This window comes from Halomonas beimenensis, assembly GCF_002549795.1.
In the GTDB taxonomy this organism is placed as follows: domain Bacteria; phylum Pseudomonadota; class Gammaproteobacteria; order Pseudomonadales; family Halomonadaceae; genus Halomonas; species Halomonas beimenensis.
The window spans coordinates 30,815-53,755 of sequence record NZ_CP021435.1 but is presented as its reverse complement, the minus strand read 5'-3'; the positions used below and the strand labels follow the sequence as shown (position 1 = coordinate 53,755).

The following is a 22,941-nucleotide window of genomic DNA, read 5'->3' as shown; positions in this document are numbered from 1 at the left end:
CCGCCGCGTCCTCGACGCGGCGGTTTTTTTTCGTGCCGAGCAGGCGTCGACGAACGCCCGCTCGCTTCTCCCCATACGACAAGGATGCCGTCATGCCGACCGGACCGGCCTATCTGATCGTGGTGCTGGTGTGGGCCACCACCCCCCTGGGTATCAAGTGGAGCGCCGAAGCCGGGGCACCGATCGGCAGCGTGATGCTGCGCATGTCGATCGCCCTGGTCATCGGCGCGCTGATCCTGACGCTCCGGAGGAGCGGACTGCGGCGCGACCGCCGGGCGCTGGCGAGCTACGGGGCCGCGGTGCCGGGGGTCTTCGGCGCCATGGCGCTGAGCTACCACGCCTCCCAGCAGCTGCCCTCCGGGCTGCTCTCGGTCATGTTCGGCATGGCCCCGCTGATCTCGGGGCTGATCCTCCAGGCCCTGCCCGGGGCCCGACGACTCGGCCGCTGGCACTGGTTCGGCTGCACCCTGGGGGTGATGGGGCTCGCGGTGGTCTTCCTCGACAGCCTCAGGGTCGGCGGCGGCCAGCTCGGCGCCCTACTCATGATGCTCGCCGCGGTCACCCTGTTCAGCGGCAGCGGCATCGCCGTGCAGCGGGTGGCGGCCGGCCTCGGCCCGCTGCAGCAGACCGTCGGGGCGCTGGCCCTCAGCCTGCCCTGCTTCCTCGTCCTCTGGTTGAACAGTGGCGAGCCGCTGTCCATTCCGCTCAGCGAACGAGGCCGCTGGGCGGTGCTCTATCTGGCGCTGTTCGGCTCGCTGGTCGGCTTCCTCTGCTACTACCTGATCCTCTCCCGGCTGCATGCCGCCACCGTGGCCCTGGTGACCCTGATCACCCCGATCCTGGCGCTGGGGCTGGGCATGGCCTTGAACCAGGAACGCCCCTCGGCGTCGATGCTGGCCGGCGCCGTCGTCATCCTGGTGGCCCTGGCCGCCTACCTGTTCGGCGACCGCCTGAGCCGCCGCCGGGCCGCCTCGCCGAACTGAGCCCGGGGTCCCGGGGGACCGGGATGCCCATCTTGACAAGGGCATCAAAGCCGATCATTTTGTACACAATCAATGTTGCTCATTGATCGACACCAGCGTACACACTTGGTCGAAGGCACCTGAACCAAGGCTCTGGTTCGTCGCGAGACTTGGGTAACCCTTGGCCCACGACAGGGGCCGCCGAAGGCGGACACCCGGGAGGACCAACATGACCCCGACCCCCAAGACCCTGTGGATTCGCCACCCCCTGGGCTGCAGCGATGCCCGTGCCGCCGGCGGCGTGGTGATCCGGGACTCGCGAATCCTCGAGGCGGTGCCGGCGGGCGGCACGCCCGCCACCCCGATCGACGAGACCTTCGACGCTCGAGACCATGTGTTGCTGCCCGGCCTGGTCAATACCCATCACCACTTCTACCAGACCCTGACCCGGGCCTATTCGCCGGCCCTGAACAAGGAACTCTTTCCCTGGCTGACCACGCTCTACGAGGTCTGGGCGAACCTCACCGAGGACCAACTGGCGGTGGCCAGCGAGCTGGCGATGGTGGAGCTGCTGCTGTCCGGTTGCACCACCGTGGCCGACCATCACTATGTGTTCTCCGGGGCGCTCTCGCAGGCGATCGACGTTCAGGTGGCGACCGCCCGGCGGCTGGGGGTGCGCGCCGCCCTGACCCGGGGCTCGATGAGCGTGGGCCGTGACGACGGCGGCCTGCCCCCCCAGTCGGTGGTCCAGGACGAGGCCACCATCCTCGACGAGAGCGCCCGGCTGATCGACGCCTACCACCAGCGCGGCGAGGGCGCCATGACCACCATCGCCCTGGCGCCCTGCTCGCCGTTCTCGGTGAGCCGGGAGCTGATGCAGGAGAGCGCCCGGCTGGCCGGGGCGAAGGACGTGCGCCTGCACACCCACCTGGCCGAGACCGAGGCCGAGACCGCCTACTGCCAGCGGTTGTTCGGCCAGCGCCCCCTGGAGTACCTGGAGGCCGTCGGCTGGCTGGGCAGCCGGACCTGGCTGGCCCACGGGATCCACTTCAACGACGAGGAGGTGAGCCGGCTCGGCGCCGCCGGCACCGGTATCGCCCACTGTCCCTCCTCGAACATGGTGCTGGGCTCAGGGCTGTGCCGCACCCTGGAGCTCGAGGCCGCCGGCTGCCCGGTGGGCCTGGCGGTGGACGGCTCCGCCTCCAACGACCACTCCAACCTCGCCGAGGAGATGCGCCAGGCCCTGCTGCTGGGCCGGCTGCGCTACGCGCCGAGCCGGGTCACCCACGAGGACGTGATCCGCTGGGCCACCCAAGGCTCGGCCCGGTGCCTGGGCCGCGACGACATCGGCGGACTCGAGGCCGGCCAGCAGGCCGATCTGGCGCTGTTCCGCCTCGACGAGCCGCGCTTCTCCGGCGCCGAGAACCCCATCGCCGCCCTGCTGCTGTGCGGCGCCCATCGAGCCGACCGGGTCATGGTCGCCGGGCAGTGGCGGGTGACCGAGGGCCAGCCGACGGGCGTCGACCTCGACGCCCTGCTGGCCCGCCACGACCAGGCCGCCCGGGCGCTGCGCAGCGCGCTCTAGGCGGCGGGCCACACCCTCAGCCACTCCCAACAACGACAACAGGAGAGAGCCCATGTCGACGTCCGATACCGCCACCGAGGCGAGTCCCCCGAAGGTGCGCAGCACCCATGACGTGAACGCCATGCCGCCCCTGGGGCGGGCCATCCCGCTGGGCCTGCAGCACGTCCTGGCGATGTTCGTGGGCAACGTCACCGTGCCCATCATCATCGCCGGCGCCGCCGACCTGCCCCCCGAGCAGACCGCCTTCATGATCCAGGCCGCCATGTTCGTGGCCGGCGTCGCCACCCTGGTACAGTCCCTGGGGCTGGGTCCGATCGGCGCCCGCCTGCCGATCGTCATGGGCACCAGCTTCGGCTTCGTGCCGGTGCTGATTCCCATCGCGGTGGGCATGGGCCTGCCGGCGGCGCTGGGTGCGGCCTTGTGCGGCGGGGTCGCCATGGCCCTGGTGGGGCTCTTCCTGCCCTGGGTACGCTTCCTCTTCCCCCCGGTGGTCACCGGCACCTTCGTGATCATGCTCGGCACCCTGCTGATGCCGGTCGGCTTCGCCTACGCCGGCGGCGGCTTCGGCGCCGAGGACTTCGGTGCCCTGCACAACATCCTGCTGGCCGGGCTGGTGCTGCTGATCACCCTGGGCCTGCACCAGTTCGGCCGCGGCATCTGGTCCGAGGCCGCCCCGCTGGTGGGGCTGGTGGTGGGCTATGGCACCGCCGTGGCCTTCGGCCTGGTGAACTTCGGCGAGATCGCCTCCGCCGACTGGCTGTCGCTGCCCATGCCGCTGACCATCGGCCTGGAGTTCCACATGGCCGCCATCCTGCCGGTGGTGCTGCTCGCGGTGGTGACCTGCGCGGAGTCCATCGGCGACATCGTCGGCACCACCGCCGGCGGCATGGACCGTGAGCCGACGCCCAAGGAGCTGTCCGGCGGGGTCATGGCCGACGGCCTGGCCAGCGTCTTCGCGGCCATCTTCAATGCCTTCCCCCAGATCAGCTTCAGCCAGAACGTCGGCATGGTGGCCCTGACCGGGGTGGTCAGCCGCTTCGTGGTGGCCATCGGCGGCGTCTTCCTGGTGCTGGCCGGCCTGCTGCCCAAGCTGGGCGCCCTGGTCTCGAGCATCCCCAATGCCGTGCTGGGCGGCGCCGTGCTGATCATGTTCGGCATGATCGCCAGCGCCGGCATCAAGATGCTCTCCCATGTGCCCTTCAACAAGCGCAACATGGTGATCATCGGCGTCTCGCTGTCCGCGGCCGTGGGCCTGCCGGCCCAGGAAGGGCTCTATGCCGGCCTCACCGAGAACGTCCAGGCGATCATCGAGTCCGGCCTGATCCCCGGCGCGCTGTGCGCCATCATCCTCAACCTGGTGCTGCCCAAGCACGACCGCACCTTCCGCGACGACGTCTGAGGCGTCGTCCGCCGACCGCCCCGCCCGGGGCGGTCAGAAGCAGGTATCCAGGACCTCGACCACCTCGAGGTCCCGGTTCACCCGGCACAACTTCCGCCACTTGTCGAAGGTCAGGCAGGGGTGGGAAATGCCGAAGGCCACCACGTCTCCCACCGCCACGTCCTCGACACCCGCCGGCAGCGCCACGAAGGCGTGCTGGTCCATCAGCTTCTCCACCCGCCAGCCGGCCGCCGACAGGGCCGCGTCCGCGGCGCCGCCCTCCCGATACCGCCGCAGCGCCACGGGCAACCGATCACCGCCGACGTCGCGCCGCCCCATGGCGACGATGGCGAGCCCCGGCTCCGGCAGCGACTGCACCTGGGCGAAGACCTCCAGGGCCGGCTGCAGGCCCTCGGCGAACTCGGGACGCCGCGCCAGCAACCGCGCCTGAGCCTCGCCGTAGAGCCCGTGGTCATGGGTCACGTAGCAGCCCGGACGCATCACCCGGCGGACTCGCTCGCCCAGGCCCGCATCCCGGAAGGCCTCGGCGATCAGGTCATGCCAGGCCGACCCGGAGGCGGTGACCAGCGGCCTGGCCACCCGCAGCAGGCCATCGGTGTCCAGGGCCTGCAGGGTCGTCACCAGCTCCCGGGCGTAGGCGGCCACCGCCGCGGCCGGGGCGTGGCCGGCCTCGGCCCGGATCACGCCCTCGTAGCCCTCCACCCCGGCCAGCTCCAGGGCCGCCGCGTCGTCGACGGCCCGGGCCAGGGCCATCACCTGGTCGCGGTCCCGGCAACCGCAGCGCCCCCCGGGCACACCGAGTTCGATCAGCACCGGCAGGCGCAGGCCCCGCTCGCCGAAGAAGGCCTCCAGCTCGCGGACGTTGGCCACCGAGTCCACCAGGACATAGAGCTCGGCGCCGGCGGCCAGCAACTCGGCGGCGATCGCCATGTTGGCCCGCCCCACCAGCTGGTTGGCCATCAGCAGCCGCGTCACCCCATGGGCGAAGGCGGCACGACACTGGGGCGCGGTGGCCAGGGTGATGGCCCAGGCGCCGGCGGCGAGTTGCCGGTGGAAGAGGGCCGGCGCCATGCTGGTCTTGCCGTGAGGCGCGAGGCTGGCGCCATGGGCGTCGCAGAAGCGTTGCATCCAGGCCAGGTTGTGGGCCAGGGGTCGCTCGTGGAGCACCGCGGCGGGCAGGCTGACGTCGGCGAGCAGTCGGTGGCCCGTCTCGGGCAACCCCTTGTCCAGGGAGGGGGAGGCAGGGGGCATGGATTCTCCGGCGATGGCACAGGGTCGCCGACCAGCCTAATCGAGACTTTCATGCCGGCACCAGTGTGGAAACGATTTCCGAAAGCAAGACAGCGCGGCTTCGACGCGGTATGCTGGAGATCGGCCAGCATCAATCGGGGAGAGAGGCAGTGAGCGAAGTCAAGCGCAGAACGGCGGGACGACCGGCATCCGGCAAGAGCAGTGGCGGCCATAGCCAGTCCCTGGTGCGCGGGCTCAACCTGCTCGAGCGCCTGGCGGCCAGCCCCGGCGGGCTGGCCCTGTCCGAGATCGCCGAGCAGGCGGAACTCGCCCCCTCCACGACCCATCGACTGCTCCAGGCCCTGCAGAGCCAGGGCTTCGTGACCCAGGACAACGAGCTCGGGGTGTGGAAGATCGACGTCAAGACCTTCCGCATCGGCAACAGCTTCGTCGAGGCCCGGGACTTCGTGGGCACCAGCCGTCCCTTCCTGCGCCGGCTGACCGCCCAGACCGGCGAGACCGCCAACCTGGGCGTGCGCGACGGCAGCACCGCCGTCTTCCTGGCCCAGAGCGAGTCGCCGCAGATGATGCGCATGATCACCCGGCTCGGCTCCCGGGCGCCGCTGCATGCTTCCGGGGTGGGCAAGGCGCTGATGGCCTGGCTGCCCGACGACGAGCTCGAGCGCGTGCTCGACGAGCGGGGCCTGGCACGGGTGACCACCAATACCATCCACGACCCCGTCGAGCTGCGCGAGCGCCTGGCCGAGATTCGCCAGCAGGGTTACGCCTGCGACCGCGAGGAGCACGCCATCGGCCTGCACTGCGTGGCCGCCTGCATCCACGACGAGCACGGCACCCCGCTCGCCGCCATCTCGGTGTCCGGCCCCATGGCGCGGATTCCCGAGGAGCGCCTCACCGAGCTCGGCGAGCTGGTCCGCGACACCGCCAACGAGATCACCGCCCTGCTCGGCGGCCGCGTGCCCGCCCCCGAGGAAGCCCTGGCCTGAGCCCGAGCGGGCCCCTACTCCAGCCGCGCCAATTGGCGCTCCAGCTTGCCCATGACGTCGAGGAGCTCCCGGTACTCCTCGACGGACAGCGGCGCCACCAGCTCCGCTTCCCAGGCCCTGGCCTCGGGAATCAACTCCGCCAGCAGGTCCTTTCCCGCCGCGGTGAGCCGCAGGTCCTGGACCCTCTGATCCTGCGGAGAGGGGCGTCGCCGAATCAGCCCCCGATCCTCCAGCGCCTGCACCGCCCGGGAAACCTTGGCCTTGTCCATGCGGGTCGCCTCGCGGATCTGCTTGGCGGTCATTTCCTCGCGATGATGCAGCCACGCCAATACCCGCCATTGGGCCACGCTGAGGTCATGACGCGTCTCGTAGAGGCAGGCCAGGGCCTGGCTGATCCGGTCGGCCAGGCTGTTGAGCCGGTAGGGCAGGAAGCGCTCCAGGTCGAAGCCTGACGCCGAGGCATGATCGGGGGGCATCGCATCGCTCTCGATCGGGAAGGAGGCGACAAATGGTTGCATATGAAACCAACAGGGTCTAGCATTCCCGATATAGTTTCATATGAAACCAATGAACAGAGGTCGCACAGAATGACAACAGCGCTCGACTATCAACCGGGTTTCCGCAATCACTTCGCCACCGAGGCCCTGGCCGGCGCCTTGCCGGAAGGGCAGAACTCCCCCCAGCGTTGCGCCTACGGGCTCTATGCCGAGCAACTGACGGGCTCGGCCTTCACCTCGCCGCGTCACCAGAACCTGCGCTCCTGGCTCTATCGCATCCGCCCCTCGGTAGCCCAGAGCGCCTACCGTCGCCTGCCGCACGACGCCGTGGTCACCGCCCCGCCGGCCCGCCCCGCCGCCGACCCCAACCAGATGCGCTGGGATCCACTGCCGGTGCCGGAGGCCCCTACCGACTTCGTCGACGGCCTGGTCACCATCGCCGTCAACGGCGACGCCGGCACCCAGGCCGGCTGCGGCGTGCACCTCTTCGCCTGCAACCGCGACATGACCGAACGCTTCTTCTACGACGCCGACGGCGAGCTGCTGATCGTGCCTCAGCTGGGCACCCTGCGGCTACGCACCGAGTTCGGCGAGCTCGAGGTGACCGGCGGCGAGATCGCCGTCATCCCGCGGGGGGTCAAGTTCCAGGTGCGCCTGGCCGAGGGCCGTGACGCCGCTCGGGGCTATATCTGCGAGAACTACGGCAGTCCCCTGGAGCTGCCCGGCCTCGGGCCCATCGGCGCCAACGGCCTGGCCAACCCGCGGGACTTCCTCACCCCCGTGGCCGCCTACGAGGACCTGAAGGGTGACTTCGAGCTGGTGGCCAAGTTCTCCGGGGCCTTCTGGTCCGCCCGCCTGGATCACTCCCCGCTGGACGTGGTGGCCTGGCACGGCAACTACGCCCCCTACAAGTACGACCTGGCTCGCTTCAACACCATCAACACCGTGAGCTTCGACCATCCGGACCCGTCGATCTTCACCGTGCTGACCTCGGCCTCCGACACCCCGGGGATGGCCAACGTCGACTTCGTGATCTTCCCGCCGCGCTGGATGGTCGCCGAGGACACCTTCCGCCCGCCCTACTTCCATCGCAACCTGATGAGCGAGTTCATGGGCCTGATCCACGGCGAGTACGACGCCAAGGCGGAAGGCTTCGTGCCCGGCGGCGCCAGCCTGCACAACTGCATGTCGCCCCACGGCCCGGACGCCGAGACCTTCGAGAAGGCCTCGAACGCGGAGCTGACGCCCCAGTATCAGGGCAATACCCTGGCCTTCATGTTCGAGAGCCGCTACGTCTTCCAGCCCACCGAGGCGGCCCTGAACGCGGACTTCCGCCAGCGCGACTACGTCGACGTCTGGGCCGGGCTGGATTCCCACTTCGATCCGGCGTCACCCTGAACGCCGGACAGCAAGAACCCTCTGACACCGAAAGGACCGACATCATGAAACTCGCCACCCTGAACACCGGCCGCGACGGCGAACTGGTCATCGTCTCCCGGGACCTGAGCCGCGCCGTGCGCGCCACCGAGATCGCCACCACCCTGCAGCAGGCCATCGAGCACTGGGACGAGCTCGCCCCCCGCCTGGAGGAGCGCTACGCCGAGCTCAACGAGGGCCGCGTCGAGGGCGCCTTCGATCTCGAGGTCGAGAGCCTGCATTCGCCGCTGCCGCGCAGCTACCATTGGGCCGACGGCTCCGCCTACCTGAACCACGTCCAGCTGGTGCGCCAGGCCCGCGGCGCCGAGATGCCCGAGACCTTCTGGACCGATCCGCTGATGTACCAGGGCGGCGGCGACAGCTTCCTGGCCCCCACCGAGGACATCGAGGCCGTCAGCGAGGACCACGGCATCGACTTCGAGGGCGAGATCGCGGTGATCACCGACGATGTGCCCATGGCGGTGACCCCGGAACAGGCCGCCGGCCATATCAAGCTGATCATGCTGGTCAACGACGTCAGCCTGCGCGGCCTGATCCCCGGCGAACTGGCCAAGGGCTTCGGCTTCTTCCAGGCCAAGCCGGCCTCCAGCTTCTCGCCGATCTGCGTGACGCCGGACGAGCTGGGCGACGCCTGGAAGGACGGCCGCGTCCACCTGCCGCTGACCGTGCATCTGAACGGCGAGAAGTTCGGCGAGCCCGAGGCCGGCCCGGACATGATCTTCGGTTTCCCGCAGCTGGTCGCTCATGCCGCTCGCACCCGCTACCTGGGGGCCGGCACCATCATCGGCTCGGGCACCGTCTCCAACCCCGACGCCGATGGTGGCCCCGGCAAGCCGATCAAGGACGGCGGGGTGGGCTACAGCTGCCTGGCCGAGGTGCGCATGGTCGAGAAGATCCTCTACGATGAGGTCAAGACGCCGTTCATGCGCTTCGGCGATCGGGTCCGCATCGAGATGCTCGATCGCCAGGGCCGGAGCATCTTCGGCGCCATCGACCAGAAGGTCGTGAAACACGAGGCGAAGTGAGGAGGTCGGCATGACGACGCTCTATGGCTACTTTCGTTCCTCGGCCGCCTACCGGGTGCGTATCGTCCTCAACCTCAAGGGCCTGGACTACGAGCAGGCCCCGGTGAACCTGGTCAAGGGCGAGCAGCGCGATGCCGCCTTCCGGGGCCAGAATCCCCAGGGCCTGGTGCCCATGCTGGTCACCGACCATGGCGTGCGGCTAACCCAGTCGCTGGCGATCTGCGAGTACCTGGACGAGCGCCATCCCGAGCCGGCCCTGTTGCCGGCCGACCTGGAGGGCCGTGCCCGGGTCCGCGCCCTGGCCCAGCTGGTGGCCTGCGAGATCCACCCGCTGAACAACCTGAGGGTCCTCAAGCACCTGACCGGCGAGCTGGGTCTCGACGAGGCCGCCAAGCTGGCCTGGTACCGACACTGGATCCACGAGGGCTTCACCGCCCTGGAGGCGATGCTCAACCGGGAAACCGGCAGCGGCGACTTCTGCCACGGGGACAGCCCGACCCTGGCCGATGTCTGCCTGGTGCCCCAGGTCTACAACGCCGAGCGTTTCGAGTGCAATCTGGAGGCCTACCCGCGCATCCGGCGCATCGTCGCCAACGCCCGGGCCCTGGAAGCCTTCCGGCACGCCGCTCCCGAGGCTCAGCCCGACGCCGGCTGAGATGTGCTAAGCTGGCTAACGACATGCGGGCGCGGCCATGGCCGCGCCCGCCTGCTTTCCTGCTTGCCCATCCACCGAGGAGCCCGATGTGCTGAGGCCGACCTCTCCCGCCACCGTCGTCCTGCTGGCGGCACTCACCGCCCTGGGCCCCCTGGCCACCGACATGTACCTGCCCGCCATGCCGGCCATGGCCGCGGCGCTGGACGCCGGCCCGGACCAGGTGCAGCTCACCCTCAGCCTGTACATGGCCGGTTTCGCCCTGGCCCAGTTGATCTGCGGCCCCCTGGCCGATCGCTTCGGCCGCAAGCCGGTGCTGATCGGCGGGCTGGCGCTGTTCCTCGCCACCAGCATGCTGTGCGCCCTGGCCCAGAGCATCGAGGCGCTACTGCTCGGCCGCTTCCTGCAGGCCCTGGGCGGCTCGGTGGGGCCGGTGCTGGGGCGCGCCATGGTGCGCGACATCCACGGCCCCACCGAGGCGGGGCGCATCCTCTCCTACATGGCCATCGCCATGGCCGTCGCCCCGGCCGTGGCGCCGGTGGCCGGCGCCGGCCTGCTGGTGGTATTCGGCTGGCCCGCGGTGTTCTGGCTGCTCGCCGGCTATACCCTGCTGATCCTGGCGCTGATCGCCGGCCAGCTGCCGGAGACCCTGGCACCCACGCAGCGCCGCTCGATCCAGCCCCTGGCGCTGCTCGCCACCTTCCGCATGCTGCTGGGCGAGCGACGCTTCGTCGGCTATACGCTGACCAACGCCGCGGTCTTCTCGGGCCTGTTCGCCTTCCTCTCGGGGTCGTCCTTCGTGCTCGTCGACTTCATGGGGCTCAAGCCGACCGACTACGGCCTGCTGTTCACTCTCGTGGTGCTGGGCTTCGTCAGCGGCTCCTTGATCAGCGGCCGCTACAGCCACCGGCTGGGCCGCGAGCGCCTGCTGGCGCTGGGGACCCTGGCCTGCGCCCTGGGCGGCGGGAGCATGGCGGCATTGTCGCTGGCCGGGGTATTCGCCCCCTGGGCGGTGGTCGCCCCGCAGGTGCTGTTCGTCGCCGGCTTCGGCATCGTCATGCCCCAGAGCATGTCCGGCGCCCTGGCGCCGCATCCCGAGTGCGCTGGTTCCGCCTCCTCGCTGTTCGGTTTCCTGCAGATGAGCATCGCCGCGCTGGCCGGCGCCCTGGTGGGCCGGCTGCACGACGGCACCTCCCACAGCATGGCGATCGCCATCGGGCTGGCCGGCCTGGTCGCCGTGATCAGCTACTGGGGGTTGGTCCGCCGTGCCGGCACGCAGCGGCGACCGGCTCCGGCACCGCTCGCCAAGTAGGCTCCCCCTATCGCGGCGAGTCGGCTTCCCGTTCCAGGGCCGGCGCGTTGGGGCAGAACTCGCGACACTGGGCCGCGGAGGCGCCGTGGCGCAGGGCCCGCCAGCAGCGTCCCGCCGCCGGGCAGCCGTTGCAGGTGGCCTTCATGGTGCGCCCCTCGGGGGTCCTCGCCACCATCGGGTCCAGGCCGTAACGCTGGCGCATCACCGGCAGCAGGGTGCGAGCGGGCGCGATGTCCCGATGGCCGGGCTCGTCGAGCAGGCGGGCGAGTTCCCGCTCCAGGGCCGGGTCCAGGGGACGCGCCAGGTCCTCGACCAGGGTGGCGAGTACGCCGGGGCTGCCGTAACGCACTTCCTGAAGCTGCTGGCGGAGACTCGCCCGATGGCAGCGTTCGGCGAAGCGGGTCCAGCGGGACGTCTGACGGGGGGCGGTCTCGGGCATCATGGCGGCATCCTCCTCGAGGGTGGTTAATACTATATAGTATTAACCCGGCCGCACCGCCGCGCCTTGATCCAGGTCAGTTCCCGGCCAACTCCGCGGGAGGGCTGAAGCCAACGGCTACGCGGAGTACACTAGCGCCCGTCCCCAACCGCCAGCCGAGGCCCGCGATGAGTTCCCACCTGCTCTCCGTCGATTCCCTGTCACGAGACGATGTCGATCACCTGATGCGCGTCGCGGCCCGCATGGAGCCGATCGCCCAGCGGCGCAAGGTCACGCGGGTGCTGGAGGGGGCGGTGCTCGGCAACCTCTTCTTCGAGGCCAGCACCCGCACCCGGGTCAGCTTCCACGCCGCCTTCTGCCGGCTGGGCGGCAGCGTCTGCGACACCACCGGCTTCACCTTCTCGTCCATGGCCAAGGGCGAGTCCCTCTACGACACCAGCCGGGTGATGAGCGGCTACTGCGACGCCATCGTCATGCGCCACCCGGAGCAGGGCTCGGTGGCCGAGTTCGCCCACGCCACCAATGTGCCGGTGATCAACGGCGGCGACGGCCCCGGCGAGCATCCCAGCCAGGCGCTGCTGGACATCTACACCATCCACAAGGAGTTCGCCCGCCAGGGCAGGTCGTTGAAAGGGGCCCATGTGCTGATGACCGGCGACCTCAAGTACGGGCGCACCGTGCATTCGCTGATCAAGCTGCTGGCCCTCTATGGCCCCATGCGCGTCACCCTCGTGGCCCCGCCGGGGCTGGAGATGCCGCACCCGCTGATCGAGCACGTGGCGCGCCAGGGGCTGGACGTGCAGGTCCGCGAGAGCCTGGCCGGCGACTTCTCGGACGCGGACGTGGTGTACACCACGCGCATCCAGAAGGAGCGCTTCACCGCCGAGATGACCGAGGGCTTCAGCCTGTCCCGGGACTACACCGTGGACCGGGCCTTCATGGACGGACGCTGCAACGACCACACCATCGTCATGCATCCGCTGCCGCGCGACAGCCGCCCCGACGCCAACGACCTGGACGTGGACCTCAACGGCGACCCGCGCCTGGCCATCTTCCGCCAGACCGACAACGGGCTCACCATGCGCATGGCGATCTTCGCCACCCTGCTGAAGGTGGACGACCTGGTCGAGAAGGACATGCGCGACGTGCCCTGGTTCGTGCCCAGGACCTTCGGCGTGGACGACGCCGGAGCCTGAGAGGAAGGACAGGAGGCGGGCCGGCGATTGCCGGCCCGATCAGGGGCGGGAGGGCAGGCCTTCCCGTTCGGCCAGCCAGGCCTCGAGGATCAGCACCGCGGCCAGGCCGTCGACGCCCTCGTCGCGATAGTTGCCGCGGTGGCCGGCCTCCCGGGCGATGGCCTTGGCTTCCCGGGTGGAGCCGCGCTCGTCGGCCATCTCGCAGGGAATCCCGAAGCGGCCGAACAGGCGCTTGCCGAACTTGCGAGCCCGGCGGCTCATGTCGCTCTCGCTGCCGTCCATGTTGAGCGGCAGGCCGACCACGAAGAGGTCCGGCTGCCATTCCTCCACCAGCCGTGCGACCCGGGGCCAGTCGGGGATGCCGTCGCGCGCCGGCAGCGGTTCCAGGGCTCGGGCGCTGGCCGTCAGCTCGTTGCCCACCGCCACCCCGATGCGCCGGGTGCCGAAGTCGAACCCCAGGATCAGGCGCTGGCCGCTGTGACTCATCGGCACCGCTCCGTTCCTATCAGCCGTGGCCCGCTTCGCGGGTCATCAGGTTGAGATCGATCCCCAGCAGGTTGGCGCTGGCACCCAGGCGCTGCTCCGGGGGCACCTCGAAGAGGATGTCGGCGCGGCCCTCCACGGTCAGCCAGGCGTTGTCCTTGAGTTCCTCCTCGAGCTGGCCGGATTCCCAGCCGGCACACCCCAGGCAGACCAGGAACTGGTCGGGGCCGCGACCGGCGGCCAATGCCTCGAGGATGTCCATGGAGGTGGTGAGGGCGATATCCTCGGCCACCTGGAGGCTCGAGTCCCAGTCCTCGCTGCGGCCGCGATGCAGGATGAAGCCGCGGTCCTTGTGCACCGGACCGCCGTAGTAGACCGGCGCATTGAGGTGCGGGCTGCCGGCGCCCTCCAGCTCGAGCTGCTCGAAGAGGGCGTCGAGGGTCAGCTCCAGGGGCCGGTTGACGATCACTCCCATGGTGCCCTTGTCGTCATGGTCGCAGAGGTAGCTGAGGGTGCCGGCGAAATTGGGGTCTTCCAGGTGCGGCATCGCCATCAGGAAGTGGTTTTTCAAGCTTTGCATGGGACTCCCCAGCGGAACTAGGTGCGATCTGAACGTCCGGCGGCCCGCCGACGGCTCAGGACGGGCCTAGCGCACGCCGTAGTGATTGCCTTCGCCGAACCGCCAGATGCGGGTGATGGACAGGCTGTCCAGCTCTCCCATGCCCGCGTCGAAGGGACGATAGGGCGCGGCGCCATGGACGGTGTCCAGGGCCGCCTGGTCGAGTTCGGCATGTCCCGAGGATTGTATCACTTCCGCTCGCCGAACCTGACCGTCGCGACCGATCACCACCCGGATCCGCAGCTGGCCCTCCAGCTCGGCCGGCGCCGGGTGCACCCGATTGCCGTAATCCTCGACCCGCCGGGTCCAGTCGTCGATGTAGCGGGCCTCGGCCGCCTGCTGGGCCGCCGGCCGGGCGACCCCCGAGGCTTCCCCGGCATGGTCGGCGGAGAGTCCCTGCTCGCGGATGCTGGCGGTGGCCTGGGCCAGCAGATCGCGCCCCGAGGCGGACGGCGCGGCGGCGGTCGAGGTCGCGGCGGTATCGGCGGACTGGGGGGCGCTCTCCCGGGGGTCGGGGGTAACGGCCTCCTCCCGCGTCCGCTCCTCGGCGGGCGGGGCCGCCTCGTCGACTCGGGCCTGGGGAGCGGGACGCGCGGGGGCCTGGGGCTCGGCCGGGGTCGCCGGATCCACGGCACGCTCCGCGGCCTGACGCGCGGGCATCGACTCCAGGGGGGCGGCGCGCGCTTCCGCGGGCGGCGACTCGGCCGTCTCGCCCGCCGCCCGCTGGGCCGACTCGGCCAGGGCCTCCGCCTCCACCGGCGCCTCGGCGGGCCGGCTCACCAGCACCACGTCCAGGGCCGAGGAGGCGGGTGGCGATGGCGCGAACTGGCGGCTGGCCACCACGCCGATGATCGCCAGGTGCAGCAGCAGCGACACCGTCCAGGCCAGCCAGTGCCGATGCGGGCGGGTCACCGGGGCATAGCGGATGGGGTCGTTGACGGGCGCGACCATGGGCGGCCTCGGCTCAGCCCCCGCGACGCTCGGCGAGACGTCGCAGGATGGCATCCATCAGCTGCGCGGCGATGTCGGTGTCGCGCTGATCGTCGATCTCGCGCACGCAGGTGGGGCTGGTGACGTTGATCTCGGTGATGTAGTCGCCGATGACGTCCAGGCCGACGAACATCAGGCCCTTCTCGCGGACCATCGGCTGGACCTGCTCGATCAGCCAGCGATCCCGGTCGGTGAGCTCGCGGGTGATGCCCTGGCCGCCGGCGGCCAGGTTGCCGCGGGTCTCGCCGGCCATGGGCACCCGGGCCAGGCCATAGGGCACCGGCTCGCCGTCCACCAGCAGGATGCGGGTGTCGCCGGCCTTGATCTCCGGCAGGTAGCGCTGGGCCATGATCTGGCGGGTGCCGCGCTCGGTGAGCATCTCGATGATGGCGCCCAGGTTGCGCCCGTCCGGCAGGACGTGGAAGACGCCGGTACCGCCCATGCCGTCCAGGGGCTTGAGGATGACATCGCCGTGTTCGGCGTGGAAGGCGCGCAGTTCCTCCTCGCGACAGGACACCAGGGTAGGGGCGCAGCACTGGGGGAACTGCTGGGCGAACAGCTTCTCGTTGCACTCCAGCAGGGCTCGGGTGGGATTGACCACCAGCACGCCTTCTCGCTCGGCGAAGCCCAGCAGGTGGACGGCGTTGAGGAAGTGGGCGTCGACCGGCGGATCCTTGCGCATCAGGATGACGTCGAGCTCGGCCAGGGGCCGCGGCATCGCCTCGCCGAGGGCGAACCAGCGGGCGGGATCGCGGAACACCTCGAGGTCGCGCAGCCGGGCATGGGCGCGGCCGTCGCGCAGGAAGAGGTCCTCCTGCTCCATGTAGTGCAGCGACCAGCCACGATCCTGGGCAGCCCACAGCATGGCCAGGCTGGTGTCCTTCTTGTAGCTGAGGTCGGCGATGGGATCCATCACCACGCCGACCTTGAGGGGGCGTTGGCTCATCGGTCTTCTCGTCGGCGCCGGGACATGGCCGGCGGGGAATGATGGCTCGCAGTATGCCGCAGGGCCGCGATGGACTCCAAGGCGCTCAGTCCTCGCCGCTCCCCGGGGTAAGCCGGATGCCGTCGGCCTCGATGGTGATCCGGCGATGCTTGTAGAGCCGGCCGATGGCCTGCTTGAAGGCGTTCTTGCTGACGCCGAGGCGCGCCTTGATCGCCGGGGCGGGGCTGGCATCGGACAGCGGCAGGTAGCCACCGCTCTCGCGCAGCGCCTTGAGCACGGCCTCGCCCACCACGTCGAGCCGGGCCGGTCCCGGGGGGAGCAGCGAGAGGTCCAGCCGGCCGTCGTCGCGGAGGCGCTTGACGTGGCCCCGGAGACGCTGGCCGCGGCGCAGCGAGCGGGTCACGTCGTCGTGGTAGAGCAGCCCCCAGAAGCGATGGTTCACCACCGCCTTGTAGCCGAGGTCGGTGCGCTCGGCGATGACCAGGTCCACGGCATCGCCGGCGACGAGCCCCTCGGCGCGATCGGCCAGGTGGCGATCCAGCCGCTGGGTGGCCACCGGACGGCCACGGTCGTCCTCGCGGATCATCACCAGCACCCGCTTGCCCACGGCCGGGCGGAAGCGTTGCTCCCCGTAGGGCAGCAGCAGGTCACGGGAATGCCCCCAGTCGAGGAAGGCGCCGGTCTCGTTGACCGTCACCACCGGCAGGTAGGCCACCTCGCCGATCCGGGCCTTGGGTTCGCGGGCGCGGCGCATGGGCTCGCGGCGGGAATGGCCGGCACGGGACGTGCGGCGGTGGGCATCGGTCATGACGCGGGTACCGGGAGGAAGTGTCCCGCCATTATGGACACGAGCCGGCGGCGGGGAAAGCCGCTCAGAGGTCGCCGAAGCGATCCTGCAGCAGCGTCAGGGCCACCACCGGGGCGGTCTCGGTGCGCAGGATCCGCGGCCCCAGGGACAGGGGGGCGAAATCGGCGCCGATGGCGGCCTCGACCTCTGCCGACGACAGCCCGCCCTCGGGGCCGATCAGCAGCGCCGCCGAGGCGGTCTCGCCCTGGCGGTCGAGCACGCCCGGCGTGCCGGGATGCAGCACCAGGCGAAGGGCCTCGCCGCGTCCGCCCAGCCAGTCGGCCAGCGCCAGCGGGGGGTGCACGGGAGGCAGGGTGGCACGGCCACACTGTTCGCAGGCGCTGGCGGCCACCGCCTGCCAGTGGGCGAGCTTCCTGGCCTCCCGCTCGCCCTTGAGGCGCACGTCGCCGTGTTCGGTGTAGAGCGGCGTGATCTCGGCGACGCCGAGTTCCACGGCCTTCTGGATGGCGTAGTCCATGCGATCCCCCTTGGAGATCGCCTGGCCCAGATGCACCGCCAGGGGCGACTCGCCGCGCCCCTCATGCACCGCCTCCACCCGGGCCACCACCCGCTTGCGGCCGGCCTCGACCAGCACCGCCTCGGCCTCGATGCCCCGACCGTCGAACAGCACCAGGGGCGCGCCCTCGCCCAGGCGCAGCACCCGGGCCACGTGGCGGGCGGCGCCCTCGGGGAGGACGACGTCGGGGCCGTCGGTGAGCGCGGCGGCGACATGGATACGAGGAGGTCTGATCGCCATGGACGGAAAGGATCTCCGGTTGCTCCATCGAGGCGATGAGCTTTCCCGGGGGCAAGCCTGTGCGAGGGCGCTGTGAACCCATCCCTGGGCGCTACCCACGCCCTGCGGCGCTCTCGCGTCCTGCGCCGCTTGCAGGGCCGGTGCTGGCCATCCCTGGCCAGCCCGTTCGGAGGAATCCTCCTCACCCATGGCGTAGGACCCTCGCGCCGCCTTGCCCCCGGCGCTCATCCCGCAAGGGGTCGCTTACTGGGTGGCCTGCTGGTCCTGCTGCTGCTGGGCCTCGCGCTGCTTCTTCTGGGCGTAGATCGCCTCGAAGTTCACCGGCGAGAGCATCAGCGGCGGGAAGCCGCCACGGTTGACCAGGTTGTCGATGCATTCCCGGGCGTAGGGGAAGAGCACGTTGGGGCAGAAGGCCCCCAGGGTGTGGTCCAGCTGGGCGCCCTCGATGCCGCCGATGCGGAACAGGCCGGCCTGCTCGATCTCGGCCAGGAAGGAGGTGGTGCCTTCCTCGCTGTGGGTCACCTGGGCGGTGACCTTGATCACCACCTCGAAGAGGTCGTCACCGACCTGCTGGTGGGTGGTATTCAGGTCCAGGCCGACCTTGGGCTTGAACGGCTGCTGGAAGACCGCCGGGGAGTTCGGCGCCTCGAAGGAGATGTCCTTGACGTAGATGCGCTGCAGGGCGAACTGCACCTGGGGCTTGTCCTGCTGACCGGCGGCCTGGCCGCCTGCGCCGTTGTTCGGGTTGTTGTCTTCCGCCATGGAAAGGGATCCTTTGGTCGATAGATGAGAAAATGGCGTCGGTCACTTCTTGACCACGGGCAGGTTGTCGGCCTGCCACTGGGACATGCCGCCCTTGAGCTTGAGCACGCGCTCGAAACCGGCCTTGGTGAGCTTGGCCAGGGCGACACCGGAACTCTGGCCGTGCTTGCAGACCACGATGATCGGCTTGCTCTTGAACTTCTCGAGCTCGCCCATCCGGTCCTCGAGACGGCTCTGGGGAATGTTGCGGGCCCCGGCGATATGGCCGGCCTTGAAGTCGCCGGCCTCGCGGATGTCGAGCACCACGGCGTCCTCGCGATTGACCAGCTGGGTGGCCTCGCCGGTGGTCACGCCGCTGGCGCTGCTGTTGCGGATCTCGTAGGCGATCCAGGCCACCAGTACCAGCACGAAGGCACCCACCAGCAGCGGATGGTTCTGCACGAATTCGAACAGCTGATCGATCATGGCTTAGGGAAACTCTTCTTCTCGGGTGCACGGTGAACGATGCCGGCCCGGGCCGGCGGCGCCCAGTATACATGATGCCGACGCGGCGATATGACGCCCGGCGGGACCGTGCGATATGATGCCGCAAGCAACGGCAAGTCGCGACCCCGCCGACGGGACACCGTGGCGGGCATCGCCCCCAACACGAGGCCTGGACCCCATGACCGACTCTTCGACCCCGACGCCCCGCCCGGTGGCGCTGCTCATCCTCGACGGCTATGGCCACAACCCGGATCCCACCGACAACGCCATCCTGGCGGCCCGGACGCCGGTGATGGACCGCCTCTGGGAGACGCGGCCCCATGCGCTGGTGCATACCGACGGCCGGTACGTGGGGCTGCCCGACGGCCAGATGGGCAATTCGGAGGTCGGCCACATGAACCTCGGCGCCGGCCGCATCGTCTACCAGGACTTCACCCGCATCACCAAGGCCATCGAGGACGGGGACCTGGACCGCAACGCCACCCTGACCGGGCCGCTGGACGCCGCCGCCGAGGCCGGCCGTGCCGTGCACCTGCTCGGCCTGCTGTCGCCGGGCGGCGTGCACAGCCACGAGGACCACCTGCTGGCGATGGCCGAGCTCGCCGTCCGTCGCGGCGCCAAGCGCCTCTACGTGCACGCCTTCCTCGACGGCCGCGACACCCCGCCGAAGAGCGCCCGCGCCTCCATCGAGCGGACCAACGCCCGGCTCGCCGAACTGGTCGGCGCCGACAACGGCTACGTGGCCTCGCTGATCGGCCGCTACTACGCCATGGACCGCGACAACCGCTGGGAGCGGGTCGAGCGGGCCTACCGCCTGATCACCGAGGGCGTCGCCGATCATACCGCCGGGAGCGCCGAGGCCGGCCTGGACGCGGCCTACGACCGAGGCGAGACCGATGAATTCGTCACCGCCACCGCGGTGCTCGGCGACGACGAGCCGGTGCGCGTGGCAGACGGCGACGCCGTGCTGTTCATGAACTTCCGCGCCGACCGGGCCCGGGAGCTGACCCGGGCCTTCGTCGAGGACGACTTCCGCGGCTTCGAGCGCCACGCCCGGCCCCGCCTGGCCGGCGGCAGCCTGGTGACCATGACCCAGTATGCCGCCGACATCCCGGCCCCGCCGGGCTTCCCCCCGGCCGACCTGCCCAACACCCTGGGCGAGGTGATGGAGCGGCGCGGCCTCACTCAGCTGCGCATCGCCGAGACCGAGAAGTACGCCCATGTCACCTTCTTCTTCTCCGGCGGCCGCGAGGCCGAGTACCAGGGCGAGACCCGGGTGCTGGTCCCCTCGCCCCAGGACGTCAAGACCTACGACGAGAAGCCCGAGATGAGCGCCGTGGAGGTCACCGACCGCCTGGTGGAGGCCATCGAGTCCGGGGCCCACGACCTCATCGTCTGCAACTACGCCAACGGCGACATGGTCGGCCACACCGGGGACTTCGAGGCCGCCGTCAAGGCCATCGAGACCGTCGATGCCTGCGTGGGTCGCGTGGTCGAGGCCCTGGAGAAGGTCGGCGGCGCCTGCCTGATCACCGCCGACCACGGCAACGCCGAGCAGATGGTGCACCCGGAGACCGGTGCGGCCCAGACCGCCCACACGACCTTCGACGTCCCGCTGATCTACGTCGGCGAGCGCCCGTGGCGCCTCGCCCAGGATGGCCGGCTGTGCGACATCGCCCCGACCCTGCTGACCCTGATGGACCAGCCGGTGCCCGAGGAGATGACCGGCCGGGTGCTGATCGAGGCGTGAGCCCCCGCCTGCCGGCCCGGTGGCTGCCCCTGCTGCTGGGCCTCGCCCTGGGCGTCGCCCAGGCGGCGCCGACCGGCGAGCGGGAAGCCCGCGCACGCCTGGATGCCATCGGCGAGCGCATCGAGGCGGTCACGGAGGACCTCGCCGCCACCCGAGATGCCCGGGACGCGGCCGGCGAGGCCCTGCGCGAGGTGGAGACGGCGCTGGCCGAGACGCACCGCCGACTGGACGCCCTCCAGGCCGAACGTCGCAGCCTGGACGCCGAGGTCGCCGACCTCCGGGCGCGTGGCCAGGCCCTCGAGGCCGAACGCGCCGACCAGCTCGCCGCCCTGGGGGAGCAGCTCGACGGCCTCTACCGCCTGGGCCTCAGTCCGCAGCTCAAGCTGCTGCTGAACCTGGACGACCCCGCCCGTCTCGATCGCCTGCAGGCCTACCTCAACCGTCTCGCCCGGGCCCGCCATGCGCGGCTGGACGCGATCGCCCGCCTGGAATCGGCGCTGGCCGAGAATCGCGAGGCGCTGGACGCCCGTCGCGACCGGCTGGCGGACCTGGCCGAGGAGCTCGAGACCCGCCAGGCCGAGCTCGCCGAGCGCATGGCCGCGCGCCGCACCCTGGTGGAGGAACTGGACGCCCGCTATGCGAGCGAGCAGGCGCGGCTCGCCGACCTCGACCAGGACCGGGCCCACGCCGAGCGGGTGCTGCGACAGATTCAGGAACGCCTGGCCCGGCTGGAACGGCCGCCGCCTTCCACCGACATCGGCGCCACCCGGGGGCAACTGCCCTGGCCGGTGCAGGGCAACGTCGCCTCCGGGTTCGGCGGCGGCAACGGCGTGCATCGCAACGGCCTGGTGATCCGCGCCGCCGAGGGCACGCCGGTGACCGCCATCCACCCCGGCCGGGTGGTCTTCGCCGACTGGATGCGCGGCTTCGGCAACCTGTTGATCCTCGATCACGGCGACGGCGTGATGACCCTCCACGCCCACCTCCAGCGCTTCCGCGTCCGGGTGGGGCAGGCCGTGGCAAGGGGCGACGCCCTGGGCGTGGTGGGCGCCACCGGCGGCCAGGCCTCGCCGGGGCTCTACTTCGAGGTGCGACGCGACGGCGAGCCCATCGACCCGCGCGCCTGGATCGCCCGCCGCTAGCGCGGCGCCACTATTCCATTAGCGACCACGGGCACGCTATGCTGGTCCCCCATCTGCCTGCCATCACGAGAGAGCGCATGCCCCTGACGCCCGCCGACCCGTTCGCCCCGCTGCGGCGCCTGAGCGCGGCGCTGCTGCCGGTCGCCCTGCTGGCGCTGCCGTTGCCCGCCCCGGCCCAGACGGAAACCGGGGCCGGCGACCTGCCGGTCGAGGAGATCCAGGCCTTCGGCGAGGTGTTCGAACGCATCAAGCGGGCCTACGTCGAGGAGGTCGACGACGCCACCCTGCTGCGCAACGCCATGCGGGGCATGCTCAGCGAACTGGATCCCCATTCCACCTTCCTCGATGCCGAGGCCTACCGGACCCTGCAGGAATCCACCCAGGGCGAGTTCGGCGGGGTGGGCATCGAGGTCGGCAAGCGCGACGGCCAGCTCACCGTCGTCACCCCCATCGACGACACCCCGGCCTCCCGGGCCGGGCTCCAGGCCCAGGACATCATCCTGCGCATCGACGACACGCCGACCGAGGGGCTGTCGCTGCAGGAGGCGGTGGACCTGATGCGCGGCGACCCCGGCACCGAGATCCGCCTGACGATCATGCGCGAGGGCGAGAGCGCGCCGCTGAGCGTGACCATCGAGCGGGAGATCATCCGTACCCAGAGCGTCAAGCACGAGCTGCTGGCCCCGGGCTTCGGCTACCTGCGGATCAGCCAGTTCCAGACCCGCACCGGCGACCAGGTCATCGAGGCCCTGGAGACGCTGCGCCAGGCGGGGGCCTCGAAGGGGCTGGTCCTGGACCTGCGCAACAATCCCGGCGGCGTGCTGCAGGCCGCGGTGGACGTGGCCGACGCCTTCCTCGACGAGGGGCTGATCGTCTACACCGAGGGACGCCTGCCGGACAGCGCCATGAGCTTCTCGGCCGGCCGCGAGACCGCCGCCCCCGAGGTGCCGCTGGTGGTCCTGATCAACGGCGGCAGCGCCTCGGCGGCGGGGATCGTCGCCGGCGCCCTCCAGGACCAGCGACGCGGCGTGGTGATGGGCACCGAGAGCTTCGGCAAGGGGTCGGTCCAGCAGATCATGCCGCTGGGCGAGGACGAGGCGCTCAAGCTGACCACCGCCCTCTACTTCACCCCCAGCGGACGCTCCATCCAGGCCCAGGGCATCGCCCCCGACGTGGAGGTGGTGCGCGGTCGCCTCGAGGTGGCCGAACGCAGCGCCCTGAGGGTCCGCGAGGCGGACCTGGAGGGGCACCTGGAGGGCAACGGCGACGGTCGCCGGGCGGACGAGCTCAGCAGCCGCCTGCGCGACGACTACCAGCTCGGGGAGGCGCTCAACCTGCTCAAGGCGCTGAACGTGCTGAGCCAGCGGGATGCCCCGGTGACCGAGTCCCCCGCCGCGACCGAGTGACGGGCGTCCCCA

At 70.7% G+C, this 22,941-nt stretch carries 23 protein-coding genes; 12 read left to right on the top strand and 11 right to left on the bottom strand.

Going from position 1 to position 22,941, the window contains the following annotated elements; all coding sequences use genetic code 11:
* Positions 1-92: 92 nt before the first annotated feature.
* From BEI_RS00250 to BEI_RS00240, 3 genes are all read left to right on the top strand, one after another.
* Positions 93-983 carry a DMT family transporter gene (locus tag BEI_RS00250; protein ID WP_097787626.1) on the top strand — a complete coding sequence of 297 codons (891 nt, stop codon included), beginning with the start codon at positions 93-95 and terminating at the stop codon, positions 981-983.
* Positions 984-1,191: 208 nt separating this feature from the next.
* Positions 1,192-2,547 carry an 8-oxoguanine deaminase gene (locus BEI_RS00245; protein ID WP_097787625.1) on the top strand — a complete coding sequence of 452 codons (1,356 nt, stop codon included), beginning with the start codon at positions 1,192-1,194 and terminating at the stop codon, positions 2,545-2,547.
* A 52-nt stretch (positions 2,548-2,599) separates the two neighbouring features.
* Positions 2,600-3,946 carry a uracil-xanthine permease family protein gene (locus BEI_RS00240; RefSeq protein WP_097787624.1) on the top strand — a complete coding sequence of 449 codons (1,347 nt, stop codon included), beginning with the start codon at positions 2,600-2,602 and terminating at the stop codon, positions 3,944-3,946.
* A gap of 33 nt (positions 3,947-3,979) precedes the next feature.
* On the opposite strand, the gene BEI_RS00235 is transcribed toward BEI_RS00240, so the two are convergent.
* Complete coding sequence (locus BEI_RS00235; protein ID WP_097787623.1) at positions 3,980-5,197, bottom strand: alanine racemase; 1,218 nt, start codon at positions 5,195-5,197, stop codon at positions 3,980-3,982.
* A gap of 149 nt (positions 5,198-5,346) precedes the next feature.
* On the opposite strand from BEI_RS00235, the gene bhcR reads away from it, so the two are divergent.
* On the top strand, positions 5,347-6,183 hold the full coding sequence (gene bhcR / locus BEI_RS00230) for an HTH-type transcriptional regulator BhcR (RefSeq protein ID WP_097787622.1): 837 nt from the start codon (positions 5,347-5,349) through the stop codon (positions 6,181-6,183).
* Positions 6,184-6,197: 14 nt separating this feature from the next.
* Here the strand turns inward: bhcR and BEI_RS00225 are convergent, their stop codons facing one another.
* A complete protein-coding gene (locus BEI_RS00225; RefSeq protein WP_097787621.1) occupies positions 6,198-6,659 on the bottom strand; it encodes a MarR family winged helix-turn-helix transcriptional regulator in 462 nt (153 codons plus the stop codon).
* A 111-nt stretch (positions 6,660-6,770) separates the two neighbouring features.
* Here BEI_RS00225 and hmgA point away from each other — a divergent pair, with 111 nt between their 5' ends.
* From hmgA to BEI_RS00205, 4 genes are all read left to right on the top strand, one after another.
* Positions 6,771-8,078 (top strand): homogentisate 1,2-dioxygenase, encoded by a 1,308-nt coding sequence (hmgA, locus tag BEI_RS00220; protein WP_097787620.1) that lies wholly within the window; start codon positions 6,771-6,773, stop codon positions 8,076-8,078.
* Positions 8,079-8,122: 44 nt separating this feature from the next.
* Complete coding sequence (locus BEI_RS00215; protein WP_097787619.1) at positions 8,123-9,142, top strand: fumarylacetoacetate hydrolase family protein; 1,020 nt, start codon at positions 8,123-8,125, stop codon at positions 9,140-9,142.
* Positions 9,143-9,152: 10 nt separating this feature from the next.
* The gene (maiA, locus tag BEI_RS00210) at positions 9,153-9,797 is read left to right on the top strand and encodes a maleylacetoacetate isomerase (protein WP_097787618.1); all 645 of its coding nucleotides are present in this window, start codon (positions 9,153-9,155) and stop codon (positions 9,795-9,797) included.
* 88 nt (positions 9,798-9,885) lie between these two features.
* Positions 9,886-11,106 carry a multidrug effflux MFS transporter gene (locus BEI_RS00205; protein WP_097787617.1) on the top strand — a complete coding sequence of 407 codons (1,221 nt, stop codon included), beginning with the start codon at positions 9,886-9,888 and terminating at the stop codon, positions 11,104-11,106.
* 7 nt (positions 11,107-11,113) lie between these two features.
* Here BEI_RS00205 and BEI_RS00200 read toward each other — a convergent pair whose 3' ends face one another.
* The gene (locus BEI_RS00200) at positions 11,114-11,548 is read right to left on the bottom strand and encodes a hypothetical protein (RefSeq protein WP_097787616.1); all 435 of its coding nucleotides are present in this window, start codon (positions 11,546-11,548) and stop codon (positions 11,114-11,116) included.
* 164 nt (positions 11,549-11,712) lie between these two features.
* Between BEI_RS00200 and pyrB the strand changes: the two genes are divergently transcribed.
* Complete coding sequence (gene pyrB / locus BEI_RS00195) at positions 11,713-12,741, top strand: aspartate carbamoyltransferase (protein ID WP_097787615.1); 1,029 nt, start codon at positions 11,713-11,715, stop codon at positions 12,739-12,741.
* Between the two features lie 39 nt (positions 12,742-12,780).
* Here pyrB and ruvX read toward each other — a convergent pair whose 3' ends face one another.
* The 8 genes from ruvX to BEI_RS00155 all read right to left on the bottom strand — a co-directional run bounded on the left by ruvX (position 12,781) and on the right by BEI_RS00155 (position 18,610).
* Positions 12,781-13,227: a Holliday junction resolvase RuvX gene (gene ruvX / locus BEI_RS00190; RefSeq protein WP_097787614.1), complete on the bottom strand. Its 447-nt coding sequence runs from the start codon at positions 13,225-13,227 to the stop codon at positions 12,781-12,783.
* Positions 13,228-13,246: 19 nt separating this feature from the next.
* A complete protein-coding gene (locus BEI_RS00185; RefSeq protein WP_097787613.1) occupies positions 13,247-13,804 on the bottom strand; it encodes a YqgE/AlgH family protein in 558 nt (185 codons plus the stop codon).
* Between the two features lie 66 nt (positions 13,805-13,870).
* Positions 13,871-14,794, bottom strand: a complete 924-nt coding sequence (locus BEI_RS00180) for a TonB family protein (RefSeq protein WP_097787612.1) — start codon at positions 14,792-14,794, stop codon at positions 13,871-13,873.
* Positions 14,795-14,807: 13 nt separating this feature from the next.
* Positions 14,808-15,779 carry a glutathione synthase gene (gene gshB / locus BEI_RS00175; protein ID WP_097787611.1) on the bottom strand — a complete coding sequence of 324 codons (972 nt, stop codon included), beginning with the start codon at positions 15,777-15,779 and terminating at the stop codon, positions 14,808-14,810.
* 85 nt (positions 15,780-15,864) lie between these two features.
* Positions 15,865-16,533: a CvfB family protein gene (locus tag BEI_RS00170; RefSeq protein ID WP_097790943.1), complete on the bottom strand. Its 669-nt coding sequence runs from the start codon at positions 16,531-16,533 to the stop codon at positions 15,865-15,867.
* 118 nt (positions 16,534-16,651) lie between these two features.
* Positions 16,652-17,383 carry a 16S rRNA (uracil(1498)-N(3))-methyltransferase gene (locus tag BEI_RS00165; protein ID WP_097787610.1) on the bottom strand — a complete coding sequence of 244 codons (732 nt, stop codon included), beginning with the start codon at positions 17,381-17,383 and terminating at the stop codon, positions 16,652-16,654.
* Between the two features lie 243 nt (positions 17,384-17,626).
* Positions 17,627-18,145 (bottom strand): protein-export chaperone SecB, encoded by a 519-nt coding sequence (gene secB / locus BEI_RS00160; protein WP_097787609.1) that lies wholly within the window; start codon positions 18,143-18,145, stop codon positions 17,627-17,629.
* A 42-nt stretch (positions 18,146-18,187) separates the two neighbouring features.
* Positions 18,188-18,610, bottom strand: coding sequence for a rhodanese-like domain-containing protein (locus BEI_RS00155; RefSeq protein ID WP_097787608.1), 423 nt, complete (start codon positions 18,608-18,610; stop codon positions 18,188-18,190).
* A gap of 199 nt (positions 18,611-18,809) precedes the next feature.
* On the opposite strand from BEI_RS00155, the gene gpmI reads away from it, so the two are divergent.
* The 3 genes from gpmI (at position 18,810) to BEI_RS00140 (ending at position 22,929) form a co-directional block, all read left to right on the top strand.
* On the top strand, positions 18,810-20,381 hold the full coding sequence (gene gpmI, locus BEI_RS00150) for a 2,3-bisphosphoglycerate-independent phosphoglycerate mutase (RefSeq protein ID WP_097787607.1): 1,572 nt from the start codon (positions 18,810-18,812) through the stop codon (positions 20,379-20,381).
* Positions 20,378-21,523 carry a murein hydrolase activator EnvC family protein gene (locus tag BEI_RS00145; RefSeq protein ID WP_227644526.1) on the top strand — a complete coding sequence of 382 codons (1,146 nt, stop codon included), beginning with the start codon at positions 20,378-20,380 and terminating at the stop codon, positions 21,521-21,523. Before gpmI ends, BEI_RS00145 begins: the two co-directional genes overlap by 4 nt.
* A 77-nt stretch (positions 21,524-21,600) precedes the next feature.
* Positions 21,601-22,929 (top strand): S41 family peptidase, encoded by a 1,329-nt coding sequence (locus BEI_RS00140; RefSeq protein WP_097787605.1) that lies wholly within the window; start codon positions 21,601-21,603, stop codon positions 22,927-22,929.
* The last annotated feature ends 12 nt before the right edge of the window (positions 22,930-22,941 follow it).

What these genes read in the sequence shown, in the direction of transcription:
- BEI_RS00225 (WP_097787621.1), bottom strand. Translation starts at nt 6,659, where the DNA reads ATGCCCCCCGATCATGCCTCGGCGTCAGGCTTCGACCTGGAGCGCTTC.
- BEI_RS00215 (WP_097787619.1), top strand. Translation starts at nt 8,123, where the DNA reads ATGAAACTCGCCACCCTGAACACCGGCCGCGACGGCGAACTGGTCATC.
- secB (WP_097787609.1), bottom strand. Translation starts at nt 18,145, where the DNA reads ATGGCGGAAGACAACAACCCGAACAACGGCGCAGGCGGCCAGGCCGCC.
- BEI_RS00245 (WP_097787625.1), top strand. Translation starts at nt 1,192, where the DNA reads ATGACCCCGACCCCCAAGACCCTGTGGATTCGCCACCCCCTGGGCTGC.
- BEI_RS00200 (WP_097787616.1), bottom strand. Translation starts at nt 11,548, where the DNA reads ATGATGCCCGAGACCGCCCCCCGTCAGACGTCCCGCTGGACCCGCTTC.
- hmgA (WP_097787620.1), top strand. Translation starts at nt 6,771, where the DNA reads ATGACAACAGCGCTCGACTATCAACCGGGTTTCCGCAATCACTTCGCC.
- BEI_RS00165 (WP_097787610.1), bottom strand. Translation starts at nt 17,383, where the DNA reads ATGGCGATCAGACCTCCTCGTATCCATGTCGCCGCCGCGCTCACCGAC.
- BEI_RS00180 (WP_097787612.1), bottom strand. Translation starts at nt 14,794, where the DNA reads ATGGTCGCGCCCGTCAACGACCCCATCCGCTATGCCCCGGTGACCCGC.
- pyrB (WP_097787615.1), top strand. Translation starts at nt 11,713, where the DNA reads ATGAGTTCCCACCTGCTCTCCGTCGATTCCCTGTCACGAGACGATGTC.
- BEI_RS00240 (WP_097787624.1), top strand. Translation starts at nt 2,600, where the DNA reads ATGTCGACGTCCGATACCGCCACCGAGGCGAGTCCCCCGAAGGTGCGC.
- BEI_RS00185 (WP_097787613.1), bottom strand. Translation starts at nt 13,804, where the DNA reads ATGCAAAGCTTGAAAAACCACTTCCTGATGGCGATGCCGCACCTGGAA.
- BEI_RS00250 (WP_097787626.1), top strand. Translation starts at nt 93, where the DNA reads ATGCCGACCGGACCGGCCTATCTGATCGTGGTGCTGGTGTGGGCCACC.
- gpmI (WP_097787607.1), top strand. Translation starts at nt 18,810, where the DNA reads ATGACCGACTCTTCGACCCCGACGCCCCGCCCGGTGGCGCTGCTCATC.
- BEI_RS00235 (WP_097787623.1), bottom strand. Translation starts at nt 5,197, where the DNA reads ATGCCCCCTGCCTCCCCCTCCCTGGACAAGGGGTTGCCCGAGACGGGC.
- maiA (WP_097787618.1), top strand. Translation starts at nt 9,153, where the DNA reads ATGACGACGCTCTATGGCTACTTTCGTTCCTCGGCCGCCTACCGGGTG.
- ruvX (WP_097787614.1), bottom strand. Translation starts at nt 13,227, where the DNA reads ATGAGTCACAGCGGCCAGCGCCTGATCCTGGGGTTCGACTTCGGCACC.
- BEI_RS00170 (WP_097790943.1), bottom strand. Translation starts at nt 16,533, where the DNA reads ATGCGCCGCGCCCGCGAACCCAAGGCCCGGATCGGCGAGGTGGCCTAC.
- BEI_RS00140 (WP_097787605.1), top strand. Translation starts at nt 21,601, where the DNA reads ATGCCCCTGACGCCCGCCGACCCGTTCGCCCCGCTGCGGCGCCTGAGC.
- BEI_RS00155 (WP_097787608.1), bottom strand. Translation starts at nt 18,610, where the DNA reads ATGATCGATCAGCTGTTCGAATTCGTGCAGAACCATCCGCTGCTGGTG.
- gshB (WP_097787611.1), bottom strand. Translation starts at nt 15,779, where the DNA reads ATGAGCCAACGCCCCCTCAAGGTCGGCGTGGTGATGGATCCCATCGCC.